The following is a 21896-nucleotide window of genomic DNA, read 5'->3' on the forward strand; positions in this document are numbered from 1 at the left end:
AGTCAGCAAATGTTAAGCTACTATGCAGCAAGTGACACAGGTAATGGCGCCGGACGTCCGGCGCCGTTATGTGTGCCTTTTTTAGGCCATACTAAGTCAATTTTTACATGTTATCATTTACATCTAATTTGAATAGCTCTTTGGACGTATCTACAATGCACTATTATTCATTCATTTATCTAGTATTTTATATTTATTAAGGGGACCTTTATGAGAACAGTCACATCATTCTTAAAAAAACCGCAGGGGTTGTTGGTTTTATCACTCGTTTTGGTCATTTTTGGAAGCTTGTTTGCTGGAATGTTCAACTCTTCCTTTTATTCCGTTAAGGTCAAAGAGATCAAATTCCAAGCCGATCACGGCACGCTATCGGGTCTGCTCTACATGCCTAAAGGGGCAGGTGCGGATGATAAACGTCCGGTCATTATTACAACACATGGATATCTGAATACGAAAGAAATGCAGGATGCACCTGCTATTGAGATGTCCCGACGCGGCTATATTGTGCTTGCACTGGACATGTATGACCACGGGGATTCCCGCTGGAGTGCAGATATTCCGGTAAAGGATCTGTTCGGAACGTTCTGGATATACTCGCAGTTTGATGCAGCCAAATATATTTATGAGCAGGACTTCACCAAGAAAGATGAGAAAGGCAATGCCTACGTGGCAGTCAGCGGTCACTCCATGGGTGGGTTCTCAACGCTGTTGTCAATGTACATGGACGAGATGAGTTCCCTTCAAACAGGATACCGTATGATCTACACAGGCATCTCGGCAGGTGCGGATTACTCTTACGCTGCGGCGGTTGCGCCACAGGATCAGCTTCAGGCTGCATTTGGCAGTCGGACGGTGGGCATGGTCGCGGGGAAATATGACGAGTTTTTCTTCAACAAATCGGATGAAGAGAAAACAGCCGCAGAGAAAGAAGTACAAGGTACGGTGACTAGCAAGGATTTTGCAGCAACGGCTTCGGGTAAAGCCTTCCTTGGCCTTGCACCTGATGCGCCAAGAGGCACGACCGATACATTTACCAAAGTACCATCCGGCGATCTGACCGTAGACGGAAAAGTGGTACGTCCTTCCCAAACGGGTGAGCATATTCTGTTTACGCCTAATCAGACTCACCCATGGAACCATTTCTCGCGTACAACAACTGGGCATCTAATCGATTTCTATGCACATGCATTTAATGGTGTGACGTCGCCTAATCAGACCAATGTGAATCTGGATTCGGGCAATCAGATCTGGTGGGCGAAAGAGGCATTTAACTTTGTCGCTCTGATTGGATTCTTCTTGATGATTGTGCCGCTGATTACGTTGTTGATCAGACTGCCGTTCTTGCGCAAAACGGTAACGGGAGAGATTGCAACGGTGTCCGCAGCAGTCAGTGGGAAACAAAAATCAATCTATTGGCTTGCTATCGCATTCAGCACCCTGATTCCAGCGGCCTTATTCCCAACCTTGATGGATAAAGAGGCAAATGGATTGAATGTGCTTCGCATCATCGCTCTGATTGTACTTGCCGTGAGTGTGCTTGGAGCCATTATCGGGTTCGTGATGGCTGGAAGCAAGAAGAACGACTATACATCAAGCCGCCGGATGAAAAATATTGCGGTAGGCAGCGTAATTCTGGCTATCGTATCTCTCGTGATGTGGATCATCTTCAACTATGCAGATAAGATTGTGGTTACAAGTTCTTACTTCAATGAACCGACTACGAACCAGATTGTTTACTGGGCGCTGGTGTCGGCGTTAATTATGATTCTGGTGACCTTTGCATTCCACTATTTTTCCAAAAAGGATGCAGGAACCCGCTTCAGCGATTATGGGATCAGCCTGAACCCTGTTACGATCATTGCCAGCTTGGTAACCGCAGTACTCGCAGTAGTCATTGGGTACGCATTGTTATTCGTAGTACAGGCGATCTTCGGAACAGATTTCCGGATCTGGACGTTTGCGGTCCGTACGTTCGAGAGTGAACACTTCATTACCGCATTGCGGTATACACCGTTCTTCCTGATATATTACTTTGTCAGCGCGGTTGCCCTGAATGCCAATACACGTGGTAAACGTGGGGGTATGTTCCTGGCCATGGTACTGAATGTTGGCGGGTTGGTGCTGTGGTTGCTAGTGCAATACGGCAAAGACTTTATGACAGGTGTGGCGTTGTATCCAGGTCAGGCATTGAATGGCATTCTGCTCTTTGCACTGGTGCCTTGTCTCATCATCGCTGCTGTGTATGCACGTAAATTGTTTGAAAAAACGAATAACGTATGGCTCGCCGCATTTGTGAACACATTATTGTTCACCATGGTTACGGTGGCGAATACGGCATTGTTTTGGAATTTAGTTTAATGTAAAAAAAGACATGGAATGCACCTAGGATTACACTTGACCACTCCGATTGCAGACCATACTTGATTTGACACTCAGGAACTACACAGACAGAAAACCTTTCGATCTCTCTTATCCCCGAATTTTAATGATTTTTCCCCTGAAGGTAGAAATCCGGTGATAAGGGAGCACGCTTCGCTTCTTCAGGTCCTTTCTGTCTGCTTCGCTCTTGTGTCTATAATAAGTAATATGTCTGCAATCTCCGTTCCGGTGTAATCATGGGTCAAACCATATCCAACGTTACATTAAACGTGGATATAAGTAAGGGGACCGCTCTGTAGCTTGGCTTACAGAGCGGTCTTTTTGATATGGAGGAGCGATCTTGTGTGCCTTAAATTGGATTCACAGTTCCAGATAGTGTAATCTGGAGGTTAGGTGCAGATCGGTAAAAAACCATTTGAACGAGAAGGGATCGGGATGATTCAATGACGCAAAAAATCTATTATGACTCTGCTTATAGAAGAGAGTGGCATACAACAATTACAGGCAGAGTGGACAAGGAAGATGGCGTATATGTCACGCTGGCGGAGACTGCTTTTTACCCGCATGGGGGCGGACAGCCTTGTGATCTGGGACAAATTGGTGGCATCGCTGTTCTGGATGTGAACATTGAAGATGGCGAAGTATGGCATAAGCTGGAACGCACCCCTGAAGAGACTGAGGTACATTGTGAGATTGACTGGGAGCGCAGATTCGATCATATGCAGCAGCATACGGGTCAGCATTTGTTATCGGCAATCACGCTAAAGCTTACTGAAGCGATGACACTCAGTTTCCATCTTGGTACGGAGTATGACACGATTGATGTGGCTACGGCTGAACTGGGAGCGAATCAATTAACCGCCATTGAACAAGAAGTGAATCGTCAGATCTATCGTAACGCTCGCATCAACACGTCTTGGGTTACAGCAGAAGAAGCTGCACAGTTACCATTGGTGAAGCAACCTACGGTAACGGAAGACATTCGCATCGTCGAGATCGAGGGTGTGGAGTATAACGCCTGCGGTGGAACGCATGTGTCGGCGACAGGTGAGATTGGGATCATCAAACTGTTGAAAACTGAAAAAGTGAAGGGCGGTACCCGCATTTATTTCAAATGTGGAACAAGGGCTCTAAATGAATTCACAGCTACACAAAACGTGCTCAATAGCATTATGGTTAAATTAAAGACCAGCAAGGACGAGTTATTGGAGCGCATTGAGAAAATGGAGCTGGAGCAAAAGCAGCTGCAAACTGAGCTGAATGCAGTGAAAACAACGAACGATGCCTATTATGCGGAGGAACTTCTGGCCGCTCGGCAAGGGCTGGTGATTGCTCAGGTTTTTGAAGACAAATCGCTCAAGGATATGCAGAGTCTTGCTACCAAGCTGACGGCAGACCATGAGGGGCTTGTACTCTTTGCCAGTATCTCAGAGGCCAAAGTAGTTCTGGCACAGAACGGACAGCCGCCCGAATGGGCTTGTGGACCTTTCTTTAAAGGCAATCTTGGAGCATACCAAGGCAAAGGTGGCGGCAGTGAAAAGATAGCTCAGGCAGGCTTTGCCAGCAGTGAAGATGCGCTTGCCTTTTACGAATTTACCAAGGACCAGTTGGGACATCACTGATTGCATCTTACGATATAAGACCGACAGCATTTAAATATGAAGTAAGGGACAAGCACGTCACATTGTGGCGTGTTTTCCATTGCCAATAGTTGAAGGAGGTTGGAATATGACAGAACGAATTCCGTGTATACGGGAAGGGTGTGCAAATACCATTTTACCAGCAACAGCGTTGAAAACGGGTGGTTATTGCATGCCTTGCAAGCAGGAGATGGAACGCGAGGAGCGTCAGAGATACATTGAAGCGAATCGACGTGACGTGAACTTGTATGCAGGTATCACAGACCCAGTCGAAATTTTGAAAATCATGCACAAACCTCAGGTTCGCGATCCACTAATTCGTTATACGCCCTATGAACAATCCGAGGAACAGGTATATCTATCTTTGTCTGTAGAGCAACAAGATCAGATGAAGGATTACGCGATGCAACGGATTTGTACAGGTGATGAAGATACGGGCAAAGACATTCTGGTATATCTGGTCTGCTACCATGATATATCGTTGACTGCCGAAATTCCTGAGCTGCTGGAACAGGAGATCTATTATCCTGCCATTTTGTATAAAAGTGCCTCGGGTGAGGTTCGTGATCATCTCTTGCAGCAGGTGAACACCGATGATGAGAATCGGAACCACATATTGCTCATGCTGGCCCATATCGGTGATGATGTTGTTGTGCAGCAGTTCCGGCAGTGGAGACAATCTCCTCCATCTTGGGCGAACGAGTTATACGTGGCACCTGAGCATTACACCACTGAAGCTGGTTGGGAGCTTACAAAAGACGGGCAGCGCAGGGAATTATTCATCACCCCAAGTTATTCACTCTATAAAGTAAAAGAGAATGAAGGACCTAACGTGGAGTTAACCGGAAATTCACTCTCGATGCTGAACCCTAGCACCAATTGCTGTCCATGGTGTGGCAATGCGTTAACCACCTTAATTAGTCTGGATGTTAAGCATCCAGCATTGAATGACGTTTCTTGGCATGCTCAGCAACTTCAGATACGGACTTGCGTGATATGCAGCAGTTACGGTGTGGTTTACATGGAGATGGACGCGGCAGGGGAACCGTTATGGAGTTCACATAATGTCATGCCTGCGGGAATGGACGAGATTGACCTGGACGACTATGGTAAACTTGCACCGGATGTTGGCCAGCAGTTTTGGATTGCGAATGCATCGCGTCATGCATTCCATGCCAGTGAGTGGGCGATGGAGCCATCGTTATCTCAGGTCGGCGGCCATCCGGGATGGGTTCAAGATGCGGAGTACCCAACATGTCCACGCTGTTCCACGAGAATGAAGGCTGTCGCACAACTGGACTGGGGCGAGGTTGAGAAATATGGTGAGGGTATGTATTACATGTTCATATGTGAGCCGTGTCAGATGACCGCCGTATCGTATCAGCAATCTTGATGGTGGAAGCTAGTAGAAGCTATTATAAGCAGTCATTTTATTATAATAATATTACACCGCTGTTAAGGTTGGAATGACAGTAGTAGACAGACTATAACCAAGGGGCATCCCGAAGTTCTTGGAACTTCATGGGATGCCCCTTTGCCCTGCGTAGGATGGATGTGAGATATCTTTGCTACAGCCAGTCGTTTATGCTATTTATTTAGCCGCCAGAGTGAGAATGGGTTGTTTTTTCTACGTGCAGAGGCCGCTTGTCGTACTCACACAGTCTAACGAACCTAGCACGTCTTATTGGGTGAATTTGCAGCAGTATAAAATTCTAACGAATCGTAGCCACGTTATTGCTTCTATTGTCATGGTTTTTCGAAGAAAATCGAAGGGGGTTTCTGTAATAAGACTGCTGAGATTCGTTAGAATTTCATATGTTTTTAAAACTGCGATATAAGGTGTGTCCGATTCGTTAGCGCTTGGCCCAAACCCAAACCCAAACCCAAACCCAAACCCAAACCCAAACCCAAACCCAAACCCAAACCCAAACCCAAACCCAAACCCAAACCCAAACCCAAACCCAAAACTAAACTCACCCCATATACACCAACCGCACATTACCACCTAAGTTACTACTTCGGCGTATGTGCTCTTCACTACATCTCTTTACAATTCCGCAGATGCTTGCTTTAACAAACCAGCCAACCATTCATAGTCCGGCGTATCTTTTTCCTTGAGTTTGATCGTTTTGCGCTCTTCTGGGCCTTCAAATATCCCATCAGGTAGATCGAGTCCGGTTGCATTGAAGATGGTGAAAGACATGGCTTGTTTGGAAGGCGAGATGACCGCAGCGTACTTTCCGTTTTTCAAAAAATGAGGTTTCTTGTATTGTACGCGTTCTTGTACGTCAGGGATGGTATCATGCACTAACTGGCGCAATTGTTCAGCGATTTCTACTTGCCAGGGGATCTGAATCTGTTCAATAAACGCAGTAACTTCTGCATTCTTGGTCATACTTGTTCACCCTCCGTATGGATCTGATTGTGTGTTTCCCATTCTGGTCTTAGGATTCCCATCATCAAGCGGTCATAACGCTTACCATCACGATATACAGCTGAGCGTGCACGACCTTCCAACTGAAAACCAACCTTTTCATAGGAACGGATTGCTTTGGCATTGTAGGCGATGACATCCAGACCAACTCGGTCCAGATTCATCTCATGGAACGCATATCGTAAAATAAGATTCAACGCTTCCGTACCATATCCCTTGTTGCGATGTTTGGCAAGTCCGATGCCAATGGCAAGCTGTCCGCAGCGGTTGTTCCATTCAATGCCATGAATGACGACAAAACCAATCAGCGTATCTTCTTCATGCGTGCGAAGTCTGAAATAAACTTCCTTGTTCTTCGTTTCGCCCTCATCCTCCAACTGTTTCTCCGAATAGGGAATGGCCAGGTCAGTATCCACATTCCGAAGGTACTCCGGGTCTTCGTTCCATTGCAGCATGGTCTGCACGTCTTCAGAGCGTGGTGGCGTCATCTTTAATCGTTTGCTATAAAACAGGTTATCCGTAGTGAGTGTCATAGGGTTCTCCTTTAAATTAAGTTAAGCTTGCTTCACCTTAGTTCCACGTTTAACTCTATGTATATTTCGCAATAGACCTCGCCCCTTTGGCATCTGATAGCCTCATCATACTGGAAATTATAGGTGAATCACAATAGCGTATTTCAGTGGATATAAGTAACCTCTTGTCATAAAACCTAACACGGTAGTAAGATGAAATGATTGATATACATTCAGTGATAAAACCAATAAAAATGTCGGCGGGAGTGGTACGTTATGGAGATCAAAGTGGATGATTTGAGTGGAGTCCAAGTTAAGGCTTTAATTGCGGAGCACTTGCAAGGGATGGCAGCAGATTCGCCTCCAGAAAGTATTCATGCGTTAAATCTGGATGGACTCAAGGAGCCCGAAATTACTTTTTGGTGTGCTTGGGAAGGGGACGACTTGCTCGGCTGCGGGGCTATCAAAGAACTTGATCCAGAGCATGCAGAGTTGAAGTCAATGCGTACCGCTTCGGCTCATCTGAGAAAAGGCGTAGCGAGAAAAATTTTGGCACATATTATGGAGGTTGCCACAGACCGTGGTTATAAGCGAATCAGTCTGGAGACGGGTTCAATGGATTCATTTATCCCGGCAAGGAAGATGTACGAAGATTTCGGATTTGAATATTGCGAACCATTCGCAGATTATGTATTGGACCCGAACAGCACGTTTATGACGAAAAAAATCTAAATGAATTCACATGACAAACCAGTATTCTGTTTTTTTACAGGACGCTGGTTTTTTAATTTTGCAACATATCGTACATTTTAAGAGATGGAAAAAGAGTAGAATAAACTCAATAATACGCATTAAAACAACGTGGCCTTGTGACGAAGAATGTGGAGGGAGTCGTACATGATTTACTGGTGGTTCGATCATATGAATCCGCTGTTTGCTGTCTTGGTGTTATGTCCCATCATTGCTGTGATGCTTGGAGTATGCAGTTATTTTGCCAATTGGTTTAGACTCTGGGTAGCGCTGGTTATATCTTTTATGCTGCCTTTGTTGTATATCGCGAGTGATCTTTCAACATGGGGTAGTAACATAGGCGCTTGGTTCATCTATGGGGCAGGGTACATTTTGCTAACCTGGATTGTACACAGATTGCTTCGTGCCATTGTGGGGTATAAAACATAGGTTATGTCCATATATGTTTGGGATGAATTGGCCATGAGGAACTTCTGGGCTGATTGATGGACAATAGGGTATACTGGACATTATGTCTATGAAACAAGACAGCATTACAGACGTTTTTTACATCAGGAGGACTTGAATTGGCTCAGACAGAAGGAACACTACAGAAGAAGCTTAAACCAAGACACATCAGTTTTATGGCTATGGGTGGTGTCATTGGAACGGGAATTTTTAAAGGCAGTGCAGAGACGATTGGACTCGCAGGTCCGGGCGTTATTGTCACGTACATTTTTGCCGGATTATTGCTGCTGGTTGTTATGGCCGCGATGGCGGAGATGGCTACGGTGTACAAGAACAAAAATATGAAAGACTTCGTGCAGGAGGCATTTGGTAGCAGAGTATCCTTTGTTATGGGATGGATGTACTGCTTTCTATGGTTATCGGTGTGTGTCATTGAGGTGATTGCCGCCGGGAGCTTTTTGCAGTATTGGTTCAGTGAAGTACCGCTGTGGATGCTGAGTCTGGCTTGTGCGGCGTTCATTATACTGGTTAATCTGTTAAGTGTAGGTGTGTTTGGGGAATTTGAGTTTTGGCTGGCCGGGATCAAAATTGCCATGATCATTATTTTTATCTTCCTGGGTGCAGGATTGATCTTTGGCATTATCCCGAGTGATAACACGCCATATCTGCAAAATTATACGCAAGCAGGCGGATTCTTCCCGAACGGATGGTCATCGATCTTCTCGGCACTGCTTGTGGTCATGTTCTCCTATGGGGGATCGGAGCTGATTGGTCTGACCCTGACCGAGACGGAAAATGCAGAAAAGGTTATGCCCAAAATCGTGGGTAATTTCATGCTCAGAATTATTCTGTTCTTCACCTTGCCGATTCTCATCATCTGTGGTCTTATCCCATGGAATGAGATCGGGCCGGAGAGCAGTCCATTTGTTCAGGTGCTTGCATCCACGGGACTGCCGGGAGCAGCACACATAATGAACTTTATTTTGGTGACTGCCGTTCTGTCTGCTGCGAATTCAGGGATCTATGGTGCATCCCGGATGATGCACTCCATGGCAGTGGGTGGGGAAGCTCCGAAGGCATTGTCACAGACGAATCGCAATGGTAGCCCTGTTAACACACTTCTGGTGTGCTCAGTAGTTTTGCTCGGAGGTTCCTTGCTTGGCCTGTTCGCGCAGGATCAACTGTTCCGCGTATTGCTCGCAGTTCCGGGGTTTGTCGTAATTCTTGTGTGGATCTGTATTGCTTCATCACAGTTGAAATTGCGGAAGAGATATCCGGTTCAACCGACCTTCAAAGTTTGGGGATTCCCTTACATAACCGGAGTCGTTGTACTATGTCTTAGTGTGATTGCGGTGATGTTTGTGTTTGATGAAGGTAATCGGTTCAGCATTAGCATCTGTCTTGCCGTGCTCGCGTTGCTGATTATCTGGTCCCTAATTCGATTCAGAAGGACGAATAAACAAACAGTTTAGTATGAATGGGTAGTATACAAATGTAGAACAACACGACATCTCGGCGCTTGTGCCGGGGTGTTTTTTTGTAGGCACTAAGGGAACGATCTTATTTAGGAATGGGAAGATCTGTTTTTGTTATAACTGGGACAAATTAGGGGTAATACGAACTAGATAAATAAACCGGCAGTCTCTACGAAATGATCTGTGTTCACTTTATAATAAAAGCCCATCTGTACATATGAATCTTATAGCATTCTAAACAACAAATGTTCGTATAACAACGAAATATATTTAGAACGAGGTCTCCCATGACAACGATAAAAGTAACTCCTGAACAGTTGATATCTGTCTCGAAACAATTTACAACAGCTCAGAATCAGGTTTTTCAGATGAATAACATCTTGAAACAACATTTATTTGAAATCGAAAGACAGTGGGATGGTAGTACGAAGGAAAGGTTTTATGTTGATTTTATAGTTGCGCAGCGGGTGATGGATGACTTTGTCTCACTATCTTTATCCATTGCCAGAGAGCTTGAAGGGCATGCGGAGAAATTCAGACTTGCTGATCAGCAAGCTGTACAATCCTATGATGCAAGTTGCGTACCACCACCGCCAGATGAATGCAGGGCACCAGCAACCGACACCCGTAATGCTTTTCAGAAGTCTGCTGATAGTTTAGTCGAATTGGGACAAGCCTTTATGCAATCTGCGGATGATCGATATCAAAAGCGTTATGATAGTGTAGGTGGTTTTCTGGATTATTGGACATTTGGTATTCCAAGTGGTCTTGTTCAGGGGTATGTAGACAGGGCGGATAAAGCATTCAACTCCCCGAATGATGCTGCCAACTGGCTCACATTTGGTATCCATGGGACGATACGGGAAGCCACCTTTCCGACCAATGCCTGGTCCAGTGAACACTGGGCAAATATGATTGGGTTGGGAGGTCTAATGGTTGGAGGGGGTTATGCCTCCACGATGATCAAGCCGCATAATCTTCTGACTTCGTCGGGAGGCGGAGCGAAGATTAATTCATTCAATCGTCCGCCTGGTACAGGGCAGTTATCAGGTGGCTTTAATGGACATCAAGATCAACGCCTTCGAATTCTGGATAACGTTGCTGAGAGTAAAAAGGCGAGAGAATCCTCTAAGTTTTCCGAGTATCTGGAGAAGGAAAAAGAGGCGGGGACACGCATAGATAATAGTAAAGATATGTTCAGAAAAGGTATAGATGATCCATTAAAAGAAGTTCTTGGCCCTGGAAGGGGGTCTCATCCCGAGAAGTGGAAAGAAATTATTAATCACTTGGAATCAAACGGTGTGGAAGTAATTCATAGAGGCGAGGATATGGCGTATTCTCCAAAAAGAGGTGGACCTGGGCAGTTAATTATAAATGAGGATGCTTCAATAGGGGCACTTTTACACGAATACACACATTATCTAGACGATATGAACAAAGGTTTTCCGGGAATGAGTTATCATTTTCAGACTATGAATCGTGTTAAAATGGAATTAAATGCATACATGAGAGAAATAAAAATAGCTGATGAATTAGGTCGAAATGATATTGCGAATGCTCTGTTTGAAAATTATGTAAGAGAAAGGCAGACCCTTACGAGTCATTTGAAATAAAATTTAATGGGGGGTAGAAATATGAATCTAATAAAGAAAATTGAAGAAGGACAATGTTCGATTGATGAGTTGCAACTTTTATTAAATGAAGCAAATCCAATAGTTTTGTATCATGTAATGACTTATATAGGCAAAGAAAAATTGGCGTCAACTGCTATAAATGAAAAGCTGGAGGAACTTACATCCAGAAGAGGAGCATCAGATAAGTTAATAGGTTATTATAAAGTTGGAGATTTAGCCATAGCTACACTCATCAAATTGGACAAAAAAACAGATGAAATAGCTATTTTTAAATCAATGGATGATTTTGATAAAAAAATGATATTTAACTTGATTGAAGAGTTAGAATGGTAACTCAAGTTACAGAATAAAAATAATTATCAATCTTTGAACATACTCTAATGCTTGCATTGGAGTTTTTTTTGTTCCAATGAACAAAGCTCCCACGGCCATGATAGCGTTTTTATGTAAACCCAATATTTTCTTGCCTAATTCGACATATTCGTTTACTATTTTCCCATACATAGTGCTTCAAGCATGTGTTTTTTGGGTAGCGCCTAGTCAAAAAGGCTTGGGTTCACGGGAGAGGAAGAGGAGCGGATGATTGGTTTTTTTAGAAAACGTTTGGTTGTGCGCATTGTTGCAGTAGTCACACTGGTCATTACGATTATAGCCGTTGGAAGCATGCTGTTACAGGTGGCCAATATGAAACTAGCTGCGCAGGAGGCCATTTCGAGTTACAACATCCAGATTGCTCAGAGTTATGTGAATCAGCTGGATACAGCATCTTATGCCGAGTTTGCCAAGGACCCCAAGGAGAATGACGAATTCTTGAAGATTCGTGATGAACTGGATGACTTTCGCGTAAGCATTGGTGCAATGTATGTGTATTTCGTCAAAATAGATGACAAAGGTACGCCACTTATTATGGTGGATGGTATGAAGGATGCAGATAAAGCCTCACCGATTAATGAAGTTACGGATGTCCCTCAGGAGGCTGTGCAGAAGCTGTTACAGGGGCAAACAGCCAGTTCTTCGATTATTAACAATGAGGAGTACGGCGACTATATTTCCTCTTACGCTCCCATGCTGGATAGTAACGGTGCTGTAACAGGTGTAATTGGGATCGATACGGCGGTATCGGTCATCGGAAGCATTGAGTCAGATATAATGAAATCGAGTATTCCCTTCTATGCTTTGTTGCTACTAATTACACTTATAGGCATTGCTGTTGTCACGTGGTTTATCGTAAGAGGACTGCGGCCACTTCAACCGCTGAAGGCGAGTGTGGAAAAAATGGCACAGGGTGAGCTTGCAGAAGCGAACCAAATTTTGACGTCGTATCGTTTGCGCAGCCAAGATGAGATTGGAACAACATATCAAGCGATGATACATATGTCCGGGAACTTGAATAAGATTGTGAGTAACATGGTTGAAGGCGTAGCAGTAACCACAGATATTTTATCGGAATCAACGAAGGAATTTAATCGCAGTACCGAAGAGATGCTTGAGATGGGCAAGACGGTTGATCAATCTGTCGAACAGATTAGGCAGGGTGCACATACGCAGAAGCAGGGTGCAAGCGATAGCGCGCATGCGATGGAAGAGATCGCAAAAGGCATAACGGATATATCCGAATCCTCGATGGTTGTGTCGGATGCGGCATCAAGTGCGCTTTCTACGGCGGAGTCCGGTAAACAGAGCATGACACTGATGAAAACACAGATGGAGAGTATCTCAAATGTCTCAAGTGAAGTTGTAGCGATGGTTCAGGTGCTGAACAACTACTCCCAGGAAATTGGTGGTGCCCTGCACACGGTTCGTGACTTTGCGAGTCAGACGAAGCTACTTGCGCTTAATGCATCCATAGAGGCAGCACATGCAGGAGAACACGGCAAAGGTTTTGCGGTTGTGGCGGATGAAGTTCGGAAGCTTGCTGAGGCCTCAAGCACATCCATGGAACGGATCTCCGACTTGTTGCTTCGTATTCAACAAGAATCACAGCAGATTGGCTCACAGATGGGGGTTACTGCAACCGAGATTGGACAAGGGGTTACAATTACCGCAGAAGCGGAGCAAGCTTTCGCCCATGTGGTTGATGCGTTCCAACTGGTGACCAATCGTATTCAGGAAGTCTCCGCTGCGGCAGAAGAAATCTCGGCAGGATCGGAAGAGGCTGCAGCCTCCGTCAATACGATCTCTCAGATATCAGCCGGGGTGTCGGATCATTCGGATGATATCTATCGCTTGATGCGTGAACAGTCGGCCATGTTCAACAGGGTGGCGCAAACCTCCACCATGCTGGAGCGGCAGACGAACGAGATGAGTGAAGCCGTACGAAAAGTTAAAGTATAGTTTGAGTAAGGTGTAGTAATAGTAACGCAAGAGATAGTCAGAAAAGTGTTCCACTCTTGGAGAAGTTGGTGTTCATCCCAAACTTCCTTCAAAGGGTGGAGCACTTTTTTAGATTTAAACTTTTAAATGATCCAGCTCTATCGCCTGTCTGAAGCGTTGGGCGAATCGTTCTGCGGCTACGGCGGACTCCTTGGACTCCGTCTGCACGAAGCCAATTTGCATTTTCGGTTGATCGATTCCAGCGATCTCTACCATCTTCACCAGACCTTCTTTCCATAAGGGATTTTGGTGAAAGGAAAAGTCGTGACCAATCGTGGCGGCAATATCGTTTCTTAACACCATGTTGATGGCTTCTGAATTATTTGTTTTAAACAGAATGGACAGAGGTCCATGATCATAGGTGAATTCCTTGATGAAGTCTTCGATGAAACCATCTCGATACAGTGCCAGCTTGTGTTCTTTTAATTGATCAGGTGAAACACGGCTGTGCTTGGCAAGTTCAGACAGGTGATGAGTACCGACGACCAGCTTACCCGAGTACATGGGACTGAAGTGAAGTCCATCGAATTCCCGCAATTGTTTCGCATAGATCGCGATAAAGCCCAGATGGGTTTTGTTATTGCGAATATCTTCGATAATTTCCATGGACCCTTTCTCTTCAATGGAGATGTTAAGTTGCGGGTGCTCACGCTTCATATCCGCAGCAGACTGGACAAGATAAGGCATGACACTTGGAAAGGTAGCCACATGAAGCTCTCCGCTAAGAGCGGAGGCTTCGGCGTTCAGGGATTTTAATTCATCAATCCGCTGTAAAATGTCCAGTGCTTTGGCAATGAATTGTTTGCCTTCGGGAGTGGGATGAGTTCCCTGCCGCGAGCGTTCGAACAGGATGATACCCAATTCTTTCTCCAGACGATGCACCGATTGGCTGATCGCCGATTGTGTGACATGTAGATGTTCCGAGGCGGCGGAGAATGATTTCGTTTTCGCAATTTCAACGACATATTCGAGCTGTTCCAGATTCATGATTTCATCTCCGTTTAGCATTAATACAACTAATGTTAACATTAGTATCTATAAATATGAATAATACATGAACAGCGATATAATATATAGACAATCATACAAAGGGGATGAACTTCATGAAAGCAGCAGTATGGTACGGCCATAAAGACGTTCGTGTAGAAGAACGAGAAGTTCCGGTCGCTCAAGCGGGTCAAGTCAAAATCAAAGTGGAATATGCAGGGATCTGCGGCAGTGACTTGCATGCCTATCATCATGGTGTGGGAATTCAAGAAGGCGAGAATCATCCGCTCTCAGGACAGAAAGCACCGTTGACATTAGGTCATGAATTTGCAGGAACCGTGAGTGAATTGGGAAGTAATGTAAGCGGTATCAGTGTAGGGGATCGAGTTGTGGTAGAGCCGTTGTACCATTGCGGAAAATGTGAGTACTGTATTCAGGGACGTTACAACCAGTGTACTCAATTTGGATTCGTTGGACTGAATGGTGATGGTGGTTTTGCGGAGTATGTTGTTGTTGAAGCATACATGGTTCATCCCATCCCGGATAACGTATCTTTCGAAGAAGGTGCACTTGTAGAGCCTACAGCCGTAGCCTTTCACGCGGTTCGTCACAGCAAGCTGAAAGTGGGGAACAAGGTAGCCGTATACGGAGCAGGTCCAATTGGATTACTGACCATTCTGTCTGCCAAAGCTGCAGGAGCCTCTGAGATCTATGCAGTCGATGTATTTGAGGAACGTCTGGACCTGGCAGCCAAACTGGGTGCGATTCCGGTGAACAGTGCCAAAGTCAATGCAACAGAGGTGATCTTGCAACAATCGGGTGGCATCGATGTGGCCTATGAAGCAGCGGGTGTGCAGCCAACGATGGATAGCGCCATTGCGGTTGTCAAAAAAGGTGGAGAAGTTGTTGTCATCGCAGCGATACCAAATCCGCTTCAGGTGAACTTCTTCGATCTTCTGGTCAAAGAAGCGAATCTAACGGCAACGCTGGCATATCGCCACATTTTCCCTGAAGTGATTTCATTGATTGCTGAAGGGTCGCTCGATGTGAAACAGGTCATCACCAAGAAAATCAAACTGGACGACATCGTGCAGGAAGGACTGGAGCTGTTAATGAGCGACAAGAGCCATGCGAAGATTTTGGTGGAGATTGGCGGCTAAAAAAATCAATAGCGATGCATCATTTCAGATGCTGATTGATCATTTATAAACGTAGAAAAGACCGTCATGAAGATGATCGGTCTTTTTTACATTTCATTCTCGGCTGGTTGATCCCGTGTTGCTGTTACCCAACACTAGGAATCATAACGGTAACAGATCGCCTTGCCCCCGCTACTCTCGGAGCTGAATTCCTCATCCTCTTTAAAACCGAAACGCTCATATAAACGGATGGCATTAACCATCTGACCGCCCGTATATAAGTACACCGTATTTTTGCCCATCTCTTTGGCAGAATCTACGCATTGCTGGAGCAATACTCTGGCAATCCCGTGACCTCTCCATTTTGGATCAACACCCAACAGCCGAATAAACGGATAATCGATTGGCAATTCAAAGTTTGGATAAGCCTTGCGTGCTGTTTCGAATAATTGGACTGTACCGACAATCTGATCATCAATCTTCGCGATCCATAATTGTGTTAGGTATGGATTAACCACAGACTCTCGAATATCTTTTAGGTAGGCCTCCCATCGTTCATTTTGCTCAAAAGTCTCCCGATACTCGGCATAACTTGCAACAAGGATATCTACAATCTCTGGATGGTCTGCTTCTGTGGCAGGATGAATCGTAACGGCAGCCGTTGTCATCTTATAATTCCTCTTCTCTTATGGGTTAAGTATGGAATATAGTTTTCTTGCATTTTACCATAACGGATTCAATCCGATTCATTCAAATTTTCTATAGGTAACTCAGTCATTTCTATAGATCGTAGCGCATCAGCGATTGAGCTGTGTGGAATACAGATGATTGCGATATTCGGTTGGCGTATTGCCTTCGTATTGCTTGAACATGCGCAGGAATAGCTTGTAGTCGGAGAAGCCGCACTGTCCGGCGATTTCTTTTACACTGGCATTGGTGTTGAGCAGCAATTGTTTTGCCCGGCGAATACGTTCTGTGAGGATATAGGTTTTGAGTCCAGTACCTTTCTCGCGTTTCACCATTTTGGAGATATAGTCTTTGTTAAAATTAAAATTTTCCGCAATCTGACTCACCGTGATGTTTGTATGCAGATGAATATCGACCCACTTGCAGATATGGTCCACAATCGCATTGTGCGGACGATAATCCGCCTCTATATTCCGCTCCAGTTCTCTGAACAACAATAACAAAGCAGCGTTGGCTTCCTCCGGTGAGAAGGATGACACATGCAGCAACTGCTTGAATAACTGATTGGCCATGGAAGGTACCTGAATGGTGGCGTGTGTCCTAAACTGGTTGAATTCTGCCGACATGGCATCATAGTGAACCCAGTAGAAACTGACGGGTGTGTCGCTAATCTGGTAGCCATAGTGGGTGCGACCAGCGCGCAGAAACAACAGATCGTTGGCACGAACTACATATTGTTCCTCTTCTTCCGCAATGTACATCTCACCTTCCAGCATCAAAATAATCTCGTGAACGGGCATGCTGCGTCTCATGTGGCTCCAGTTGCCTTCGGATATGAACTTGCCGCACAGGTAATGTTCCAGTGGCTTTTGCATAGGACGGATTTATCCACCTTTTCTTGGATTATGAGTCTGATGTAATTGTATTTTATTTGATAATATGAGGATATTCAAGCTATAAAGTGGATTGATGAGTATTAGTCTTGTAGCTAAAAAAACGGATTTTACCCCTCAAGAATCAATGGATATCTATTACATCCCGAGAAGGAGTGAGTGTCATGATTGATACGAAAAAAGGATTTCTGGGACCGGAACATGTAGATCTGTTAAATGGTGTGTTCCAAACATCACAAGAGGTGGGGGAGCGTTACCTGTTATCGCTGGATATTGATCGATTCCTGGCTCCATGCTTCGAAGCGCATGGTTTACCTGCCCGAAAAGAGCGCTACGCGGGTTGGGAGGCACGTACCATCAGCGGACATTCCCTCGGACATTATCTGTCTGCCCTGGCTGTGACGTATCAGGCAACCGGGAATATCACGTTAAAAGAAAGACTGGATTATGCGGTTACCGAACTGGCGAGAATCCAACAGACCACGGGGAGCGGATATATCGGTGGTTTGTCCGAAGAACCTTTCCACATGGCTTTTCGAGCACAGAATATCGGTGGATTCAATATCGGTGAATACTGGGTTCCCTGGTACAGTGTGCACAAAATCTATCGCGGCCTGATTGATGCGTATAAACTGACTGGCAACGGACGGGCACTTGAGGTGGTTACTCGATTTGCAGACTGGGCGGTCGAAGGTTTGCTTCCGATGACAGAAGAACAGATGCAGACGATGCTTCAAAGTGAACACGGGGGCATGAATGAAGTATTTGCACACTTGTATGGAATCACAGGCAAAGCCTTATATCTTGAGATCGCTAACAAGTTCACCCATCAATTGATCCTGAGACCCTTGGAGCACAAACAGGACGATCTTCAAGGCAAACACGCCAATACTCAGATTCCCAAAGTGATCGGTGCAGCCGAAATCTACAATCAGGACCATACTCATGAGAGTTATCGGACAGCGGCAGAATTTTTCTGGGACACCACGGTGCATCATCGTTCTTATGTATTTGGTGCGACGAGTATTTCGGAGCATTACGAAGCAAAGGGTATGGAAAGTCTGGGCATCAAAACAGGAGAGAGCTGTTGTACTCACAACATGCTACATCTAACGAAGCAACTCTTCGCCTGGAATCCCGATAGCGCCTACATGGACTATTATGAAAACGCCATCTATAATCACATCCTCGGCACGCAGGACCCCGATACAGGGAACAAAACGTATTTTGCATCAACGCTGCAAGGCCACTACAAAATCTATGGTACTCACGATACCGCTTGGTGGTGCTGCACAGGATCAGGCATGGAGAACCCGGGCAAATATGCCGAGGCGATCTATTTTGAGGATGAACAGGACCTGTACGTCAACCTGTATATCGCTTCCCAATTGGATTGGGCGTCACAGGGATTATCCCTGAAGCTTGAAACCGACTTTCCTTATTCGGAAAAGGTAACCCTGACGATCACCGGAGGCAACGCCTCGGCTCATCTAAGATTACGTGTGCCCTCATGGCTGCAACAGCCAATGACGGCAACAGTTAACGGGGATATGGAACATCCGTATACACGGATGGAACCCGGCTATCTTTCCATCGACCGCACATGGACAGCGGGCGATGTCATCACAATCACACTGCCAATGTCACTCCGCCAGTACACTTCCCGGGATGATGCCCACAAAGTGGCATTCCTGTACGGCCCGATAGTACTCGCTGGTGCACTAGGAAACGAGGGTCTTCCCGAGGATACGATCGTGGACGAAACAGCGCTGAATCCCAAGACTGCACCTGTACCTGTGATCTGGACGGAGCAGGAGGATGTACGAGAGTGGATCAAGGTTGTGGATGCAGATACGTTAACATTTGAACTAAGCAAGAAGGTCACTTCCACTGGCGAAGCTGTGAAGCTGATTCCGTTCTATGATGTGCATCACGAATTTTATACCGTGTACTGGCCGTTTAACGATGAAGGGGATGCGCTGGAGAAAGAGTTGAACGATATCACGATCGACAGGGTTCAGGCTGACGGTCAGCAGGATGAGATTGGACATCAACTGGATAGCAACTGCCGTGGGGAGCACCACAACGGTTCAACCACAGATGGCCGTAAGAAGTTGCATATGTGGCGAGAAGCTTTTGGCGTCAGTGGGGCTTACTTCAGTTACCAACTGGCAGTGGATCGTGAGGCAACCAATTATCTATGTGTGGCCTATTGGGGCGGAGATCATTCCGCGTTTAAACGGGAAGGTACGTTATATGACAGACAATTCGCCATTACCGTGGATGGAACACTCATTGGTGAGCAGCAAATTCACATGAATAAAATTGGCGACGTGTTCTATGTGACCTACGATATTCCTGAGGCGGTTACATCAGGTAAAGAAAGCGTTACGGTAATGTTCCAGGCGAAGGGCGACAATGGTTGTGCCGGGAAAGTTGTAGAGGTACGCACCACGCGAAGCAAACCGGAATCCATCTTTTCGTGATAAGAGGCATGGTGTGAAAAGGCGCAAACACAATGTTATAATGAAAATAAATTACGGTTAATCGGAAGAGGAGGTTGGAAGTGTGGCGAAACCCGATAATAAAGGTACTTATAACTTTCAGGATTGGTTAACTTGGGAGGGGGCATGGGAATTAATTAACGGCAAAGCTTTTAATATGTCCCCAGCACCCACTTCATTGCACCAGTTTATTGTGGGTGAGCTGCACTTCTCTTTACGGACTTTTTTTCAGAATCGGAAATGTTTCGTGTTTGTTGCCCCTTTTGATGTGTATTTTAGCGAAAATGAACAATATGACCTACCAGATCAAGTTGTACAGCCTGATTTATCGGTAGTGTGCTCCAAAGACCAGATATCCAAAAGTGGCTGTCACGGTGCGCCTTCTTTAATTATTGAGGTGTTATCACCTTCGACTGCGTTAAAGGATTTTAACGAAAAATTTAACTTGTATCAGAAATATGGTGTGAACGAATACTGGATTGTTGACCCCGGGAATCAAACCGTCCATGTGTACACGCTGGAGGATGGCAGCTACCAGACCCGTCATCTGTATACAGAGCAGGAAACGATTCAATCGGTTATATATCCTGAATTGGTAATTCCGTTGGATTCGCTGTTCAAGTTCAGGTAGTGCGAAGCGTCAATCTGTCTGCTACAGACGAAGCAATAAGGCGGCCATTTTTTTATTCTAACGAACCGTACACGTCTTATATGGGCAATATTGATGTGGTGGAAAATGTAACGAATCTCAGCGATGCTATTTCATTCGAAATAAGCGATAAACAACGTCTTTTCGCCTAAAACGGGAACATAACGTGTCTCAGGTTCGTTACATTTTCAGAAGAGCTGGAATGTACCTAATAACGTCACCTCAGTTCGTTAGATGTAGAACACGGCATCAAAATTTTAATAAGAACACGAAAAATAATGAACCAACGTAAAAGGGACGAAAGCGGATGATCTCCGATTCGTCCTTTTTGCATTGCTCTTTTTTTCAGACAAGTCCTATATAAAAAATGACACGCATAGCTATTTTCCACGTATTACCTGATAACATTTCTTCTCCACAATCTGCTGTCTCGTAAAACTCACTTTTTATGGATTGACCACAAAATTTCCTGCCAAGTTCCACGTTGTCCCTGAAAATATGAAATGGGATAAGCCCAAACCACGTATATTATGAGTATTCAAATATCCAATCATATCCACCTGAGAGCGTTAACATCATGTACAATAAGAATAAGTTGAACAGGAAAATTACGACATGAAGCACCAATATATAACATGAAAGGAGGTCGGATGATTGAACATGATCAAGTACATAAAATTGTTGGGATTAATCCTCGGTATTGTGGCTGTGAATGTTCTCGCATTCTCACCCGGCTTTATCGGGCTGAATTTCGAGGAGGGTGCATTCACAACTGCGCTATCCGTTACCCTTCTGTTCGGCAGTGCAATGGCACTCTTGTATGGAAGTTACACCTCGCTGTTCAGACAACCGGTAGTCCTGCCCGTGAAGCATATTGAAACGCATGAAGATTATGTGGAGGCACTATCTTTTTATAGACGCATTAAAGTTCTCGAAGAAGATATTACGCTGGGGCTGTCCCAACTTAGTCGAATGAAAAAGAAAAAAGAAACCCTCCTGAACGTGCTTCATCAGCGGTTTGATCCAGGAGAACTGAGCTACAAGAAATTCGCTTCGGTCACATTGGAAGTGGAGAAGTTGTTATACCTGAACATTCGCAGTGTGCTAAACCGGTTGAATGTATTCGATGAAGCTGACTATGCCAACATGATGAAATCCAAATCCTCCACACTTCCCCAGAAGCTTTTTCAGGAAAAAACCAAGGTATACAACGATTATCTGTCTTATGTGAAAAATGCATTACACACCAATGAGGAAATTCTGCTAAAGCTCGATCAGTTGTTACTGGAGATTTCACGTCTCGACAGCTTTGAAGCCGGAGATATTGAACAGATGCCTTGTATGCAGGAGATTGATCAGTTAATCAAGCACACCAAATTATACAGACAGTGAG

The 21896-nt window shown here is 45.1% G+C and carries 18 protein-coding genes; 13 read left to right on the forward strand and 5 right to left on the reverse strand.

All coding sequences use genetic code 11. The features are described from left to right. The first annotated feature begins 210 nt into the window (after positions 1-210). The 3 genes from NST38_RS04830 (at position 211) to NST38_RS04840 (ending at position 5412) form a co-directional block, all read left to right on the forward strand. Positions 211-2358, forward strand: a complete 2148-nt coding sequence (locus NST38_RS04830) for a hypothetical protein (protein WP_076253467.1) — start codon at positions 211-213, stop codon at positions 2356-2358. A gap of 464 nt (positions 2359-2822) precedes the next feature. Beyond that, positions 2823-4001, forward strand: coding sequence for an alanyl-tRNA editing protein (locus NST38_RS04835; RefSeq protein WP_036672635.1), 1179 nt, complete (start codon positions 2823-2825; stop codon positions 3999-4001). 106 nt (positions 4002-4107) lie between these two features. Further along, positions 4108-5412 (forward strand): DUF1963 domain-containing protein, encoded by a 1305-nt coding sequence (locus tag NST38_RS04840; RefSeq protein WP_076253466.1) that lies wholly within the window; start codon positions 4108-4110, stop codon positions 5410-5412. A gap of 654 nt (positions 5413-6066) precedes the next feature. On the opposite strand, the gene NST38_RS04845 is transcribed toward NST38_RS04840, so the two are convergent. After that, positions 6067-6414, reverse strand: a complete 348-nt coding sequence (locus tag NST38_RS04845) for a DUF1801 domain-containing protein (protein ID WP_076253464.1) — start codon at positions 6412-6414, stop codon at positions 6067-6069. Beyond that, positions 6411-6986 (reverse strand): GNAT family N-acetyltransferase, encoded by a 576-nt coding sequence (locus NST38_RS04850; RefSeq protein WP_174806482.1) that lies wholly within the window; start codon positions 6984-6986, stop codon positions 6411-6413. Before NST38_RS04850 ends, NST38_RS04845 begins: the two co-directional genes overlap by 4 nt. Positions 6987-7241: 255 nt before the next feature. Between NST38_RS04850 and NST38_RS04855 the strand changes: the two genes are divergently transcribed. The 6 genes from NST38_RS04855 to NST38_RS04880 all read left to right on the forward strand — a co-directional run bounded on the left by NST38_RS04855 (position 7242) and on the right by NST38_RS04880 (position 13605). Further along, positions 7242-7697, forward strand: a complete 456-nt coding sequence (locus tag NST38_RS04855) for a GNAT family N-acetyltransferase (RefSeq protein WP_036606187.1) — start codon at positions 7242-7244, stop codon at positions 7695-7697. A 165-nt stretch (positions 7698-7862) separates the two neighbouring features. After that, the gene (locus tag NST38_RS04860; protein WP_036606188.1) at positions 7863-8144 is read left to right on the forward strand and encodes a hypothetical protein; all 282 of its coding nucleotides are present in this window, start codon (positions 7863-7865) and stop codon (positions 8142-8144) included. Between the two features lie 137 nt (positions 8145-8281). Then, complete coding sequence (locus NST38_RS04865; RefSeq protein WP_076253463.1) at positions 8282-9634, forward strand: amino acid permease; 1353 nt, start codon at positions 8282-8284, stop codon at positions 9632-9634. Positions 9635-9924: 290 nt separating this feature from the next. After that, entirely contained in the window at positions 9925-11250 is a 1326-nt protein-coding gene (locus tag NST38_RS04870; RefSeq protein WP_076253462.1) for a WXG100 family type VII secretion target, read from the forward strand. Positions 11251-11271: 21 nt separating this feature from the next. Further along, complete coding sequence (locus NST38_RS04875; RefSeq protein ID WP_051446963.1) at positions 11272-11604, forward strand: hypothetical protein; 333 nt, start codon at positions 11272-11274, stop codon at positions 11602-11604. A 246-nt stretch (positions 11605-11850) separates the two neighbouring features. Continuing rightward, positions 11851-13605, forward strand: coding sequence for a methyl-accepting chemotaxis protein (locus NST38_RS04880; RefSeq protein WP_076253461.1), 1755 nt, complete (start codon positions 11851-11853; stop codon positions 13603-13605). Between the two features lie 114 nt (positions 13606-13719). On the opposite strand, the gene NST38_RS04885 is transcribed toward NST38_RS04880, so the two are convergent. Continuing rightward, positions 13720-14631: a LysR family transcriptional regulator gene (locus NST38_RS04885; protein WP_076253460.1), complete on the reverse strand. Its 912-nt coding sequence runs from the start codon at positions 14629-14631 to the stop codon at positions 13720-13722. A 116-nt stretch (positions 14632-14747) separates the two neighbouring features. On the opposite strand from NST38_RS04885, the gene NST38_RS04890 reads away from it, so the two are divergent. Beyond that, complete coding sequence (locus NST38_RS04890; protein ID WP_076253459.1) at positions 14748-15791, forward strand: 2,3-butanediol dehydrogenase; 1044 nt, start codon at positions 14748-14750, stop codon at positions 15789-15791. Between the two features lie 134 nt (positions 15792-15925). Here NST38_RS04890 and NST38_RS04895 read toward each other — a convergent pair whose 3' ends face one another. Both NST38_RS04895 and NST38_RS04900 read right to left on the reverse strand, forming a co-directional pair. After that, complete coding sequence (locus tag NST38_RS04895) at positions 15926-16438, reverse strand: GNAT family N-acetyltransferase (RefSeq protein WP_076253458.1); 513 nt, start codon at positions 16436-16438, stop codon at positions 15926-15928. Between the two features lie 129 nt (positions 16439-16567). Then, entirely contained in the window at positions 16568-17332 is a 765-nt protein-coding gene (locus NST38_RS04900) for a helix-turn-helix transcriptional regulator (RefSeq protein ID WP_133386495.1), read from the reverse strand. Between the two features lie 182 nt (positions 17333-17514). Here NST38_RS04900 and NST38_RS04905 point away from each other — a divergent pair, with 182 nt between their 5' ends. The 3 genes from NST38_RS04905 (at position 17515) to NST38_RS04915 (ending at position 21895) form a co-directional block, all read left to right on the forward strand. After that, positions 17515-19836: a beta-L-arabinofuranosidase domain-containing protein gene (locus NST38_RS04905; protein WP_341343822.1), complete on the forward strand. Its 2322-nt coding sequence runs from the start codon at positions 17515-17517 to the stop codon at positions 19834-19836. An 82-nt stretch (positions 19837-19918) separates the two neighbouring features. Next, a complete protein-coding gene (locus NST38_RS04910; RefSeq protein ID WP_076253456.1) occupies positions 19919-20485 on the forward strand; it encodes a Uma2 family endonuclease in 567 nt (188 codons plus the stop codon). A 678-nt stretch (positions 20486-21163) separates the two neighbouring features. Next, complete coding sequence (locus NST38_RS04915) at positions 21164-21895, forward strand: hypothetical protein (RefSeq protein ID WP_143781296.1); 732 nt, start codon at positions 21164-21166, stop codon at positions 21893-21895. Position 21896 lies beyond the last annotated feature (1 nt).

It is taken from the genome of Paenibacillus sp. FSL H8-0104, from assembly GCF_038050215.1.
In the GTDB taxonomy this organism is placed as follows: domain Bacteria; phylum Bacillota; class Bacilli; order Paenibacillales; family Paenibacillaceae; genus Paenibacillus; species Paenibacillus amylolyticus.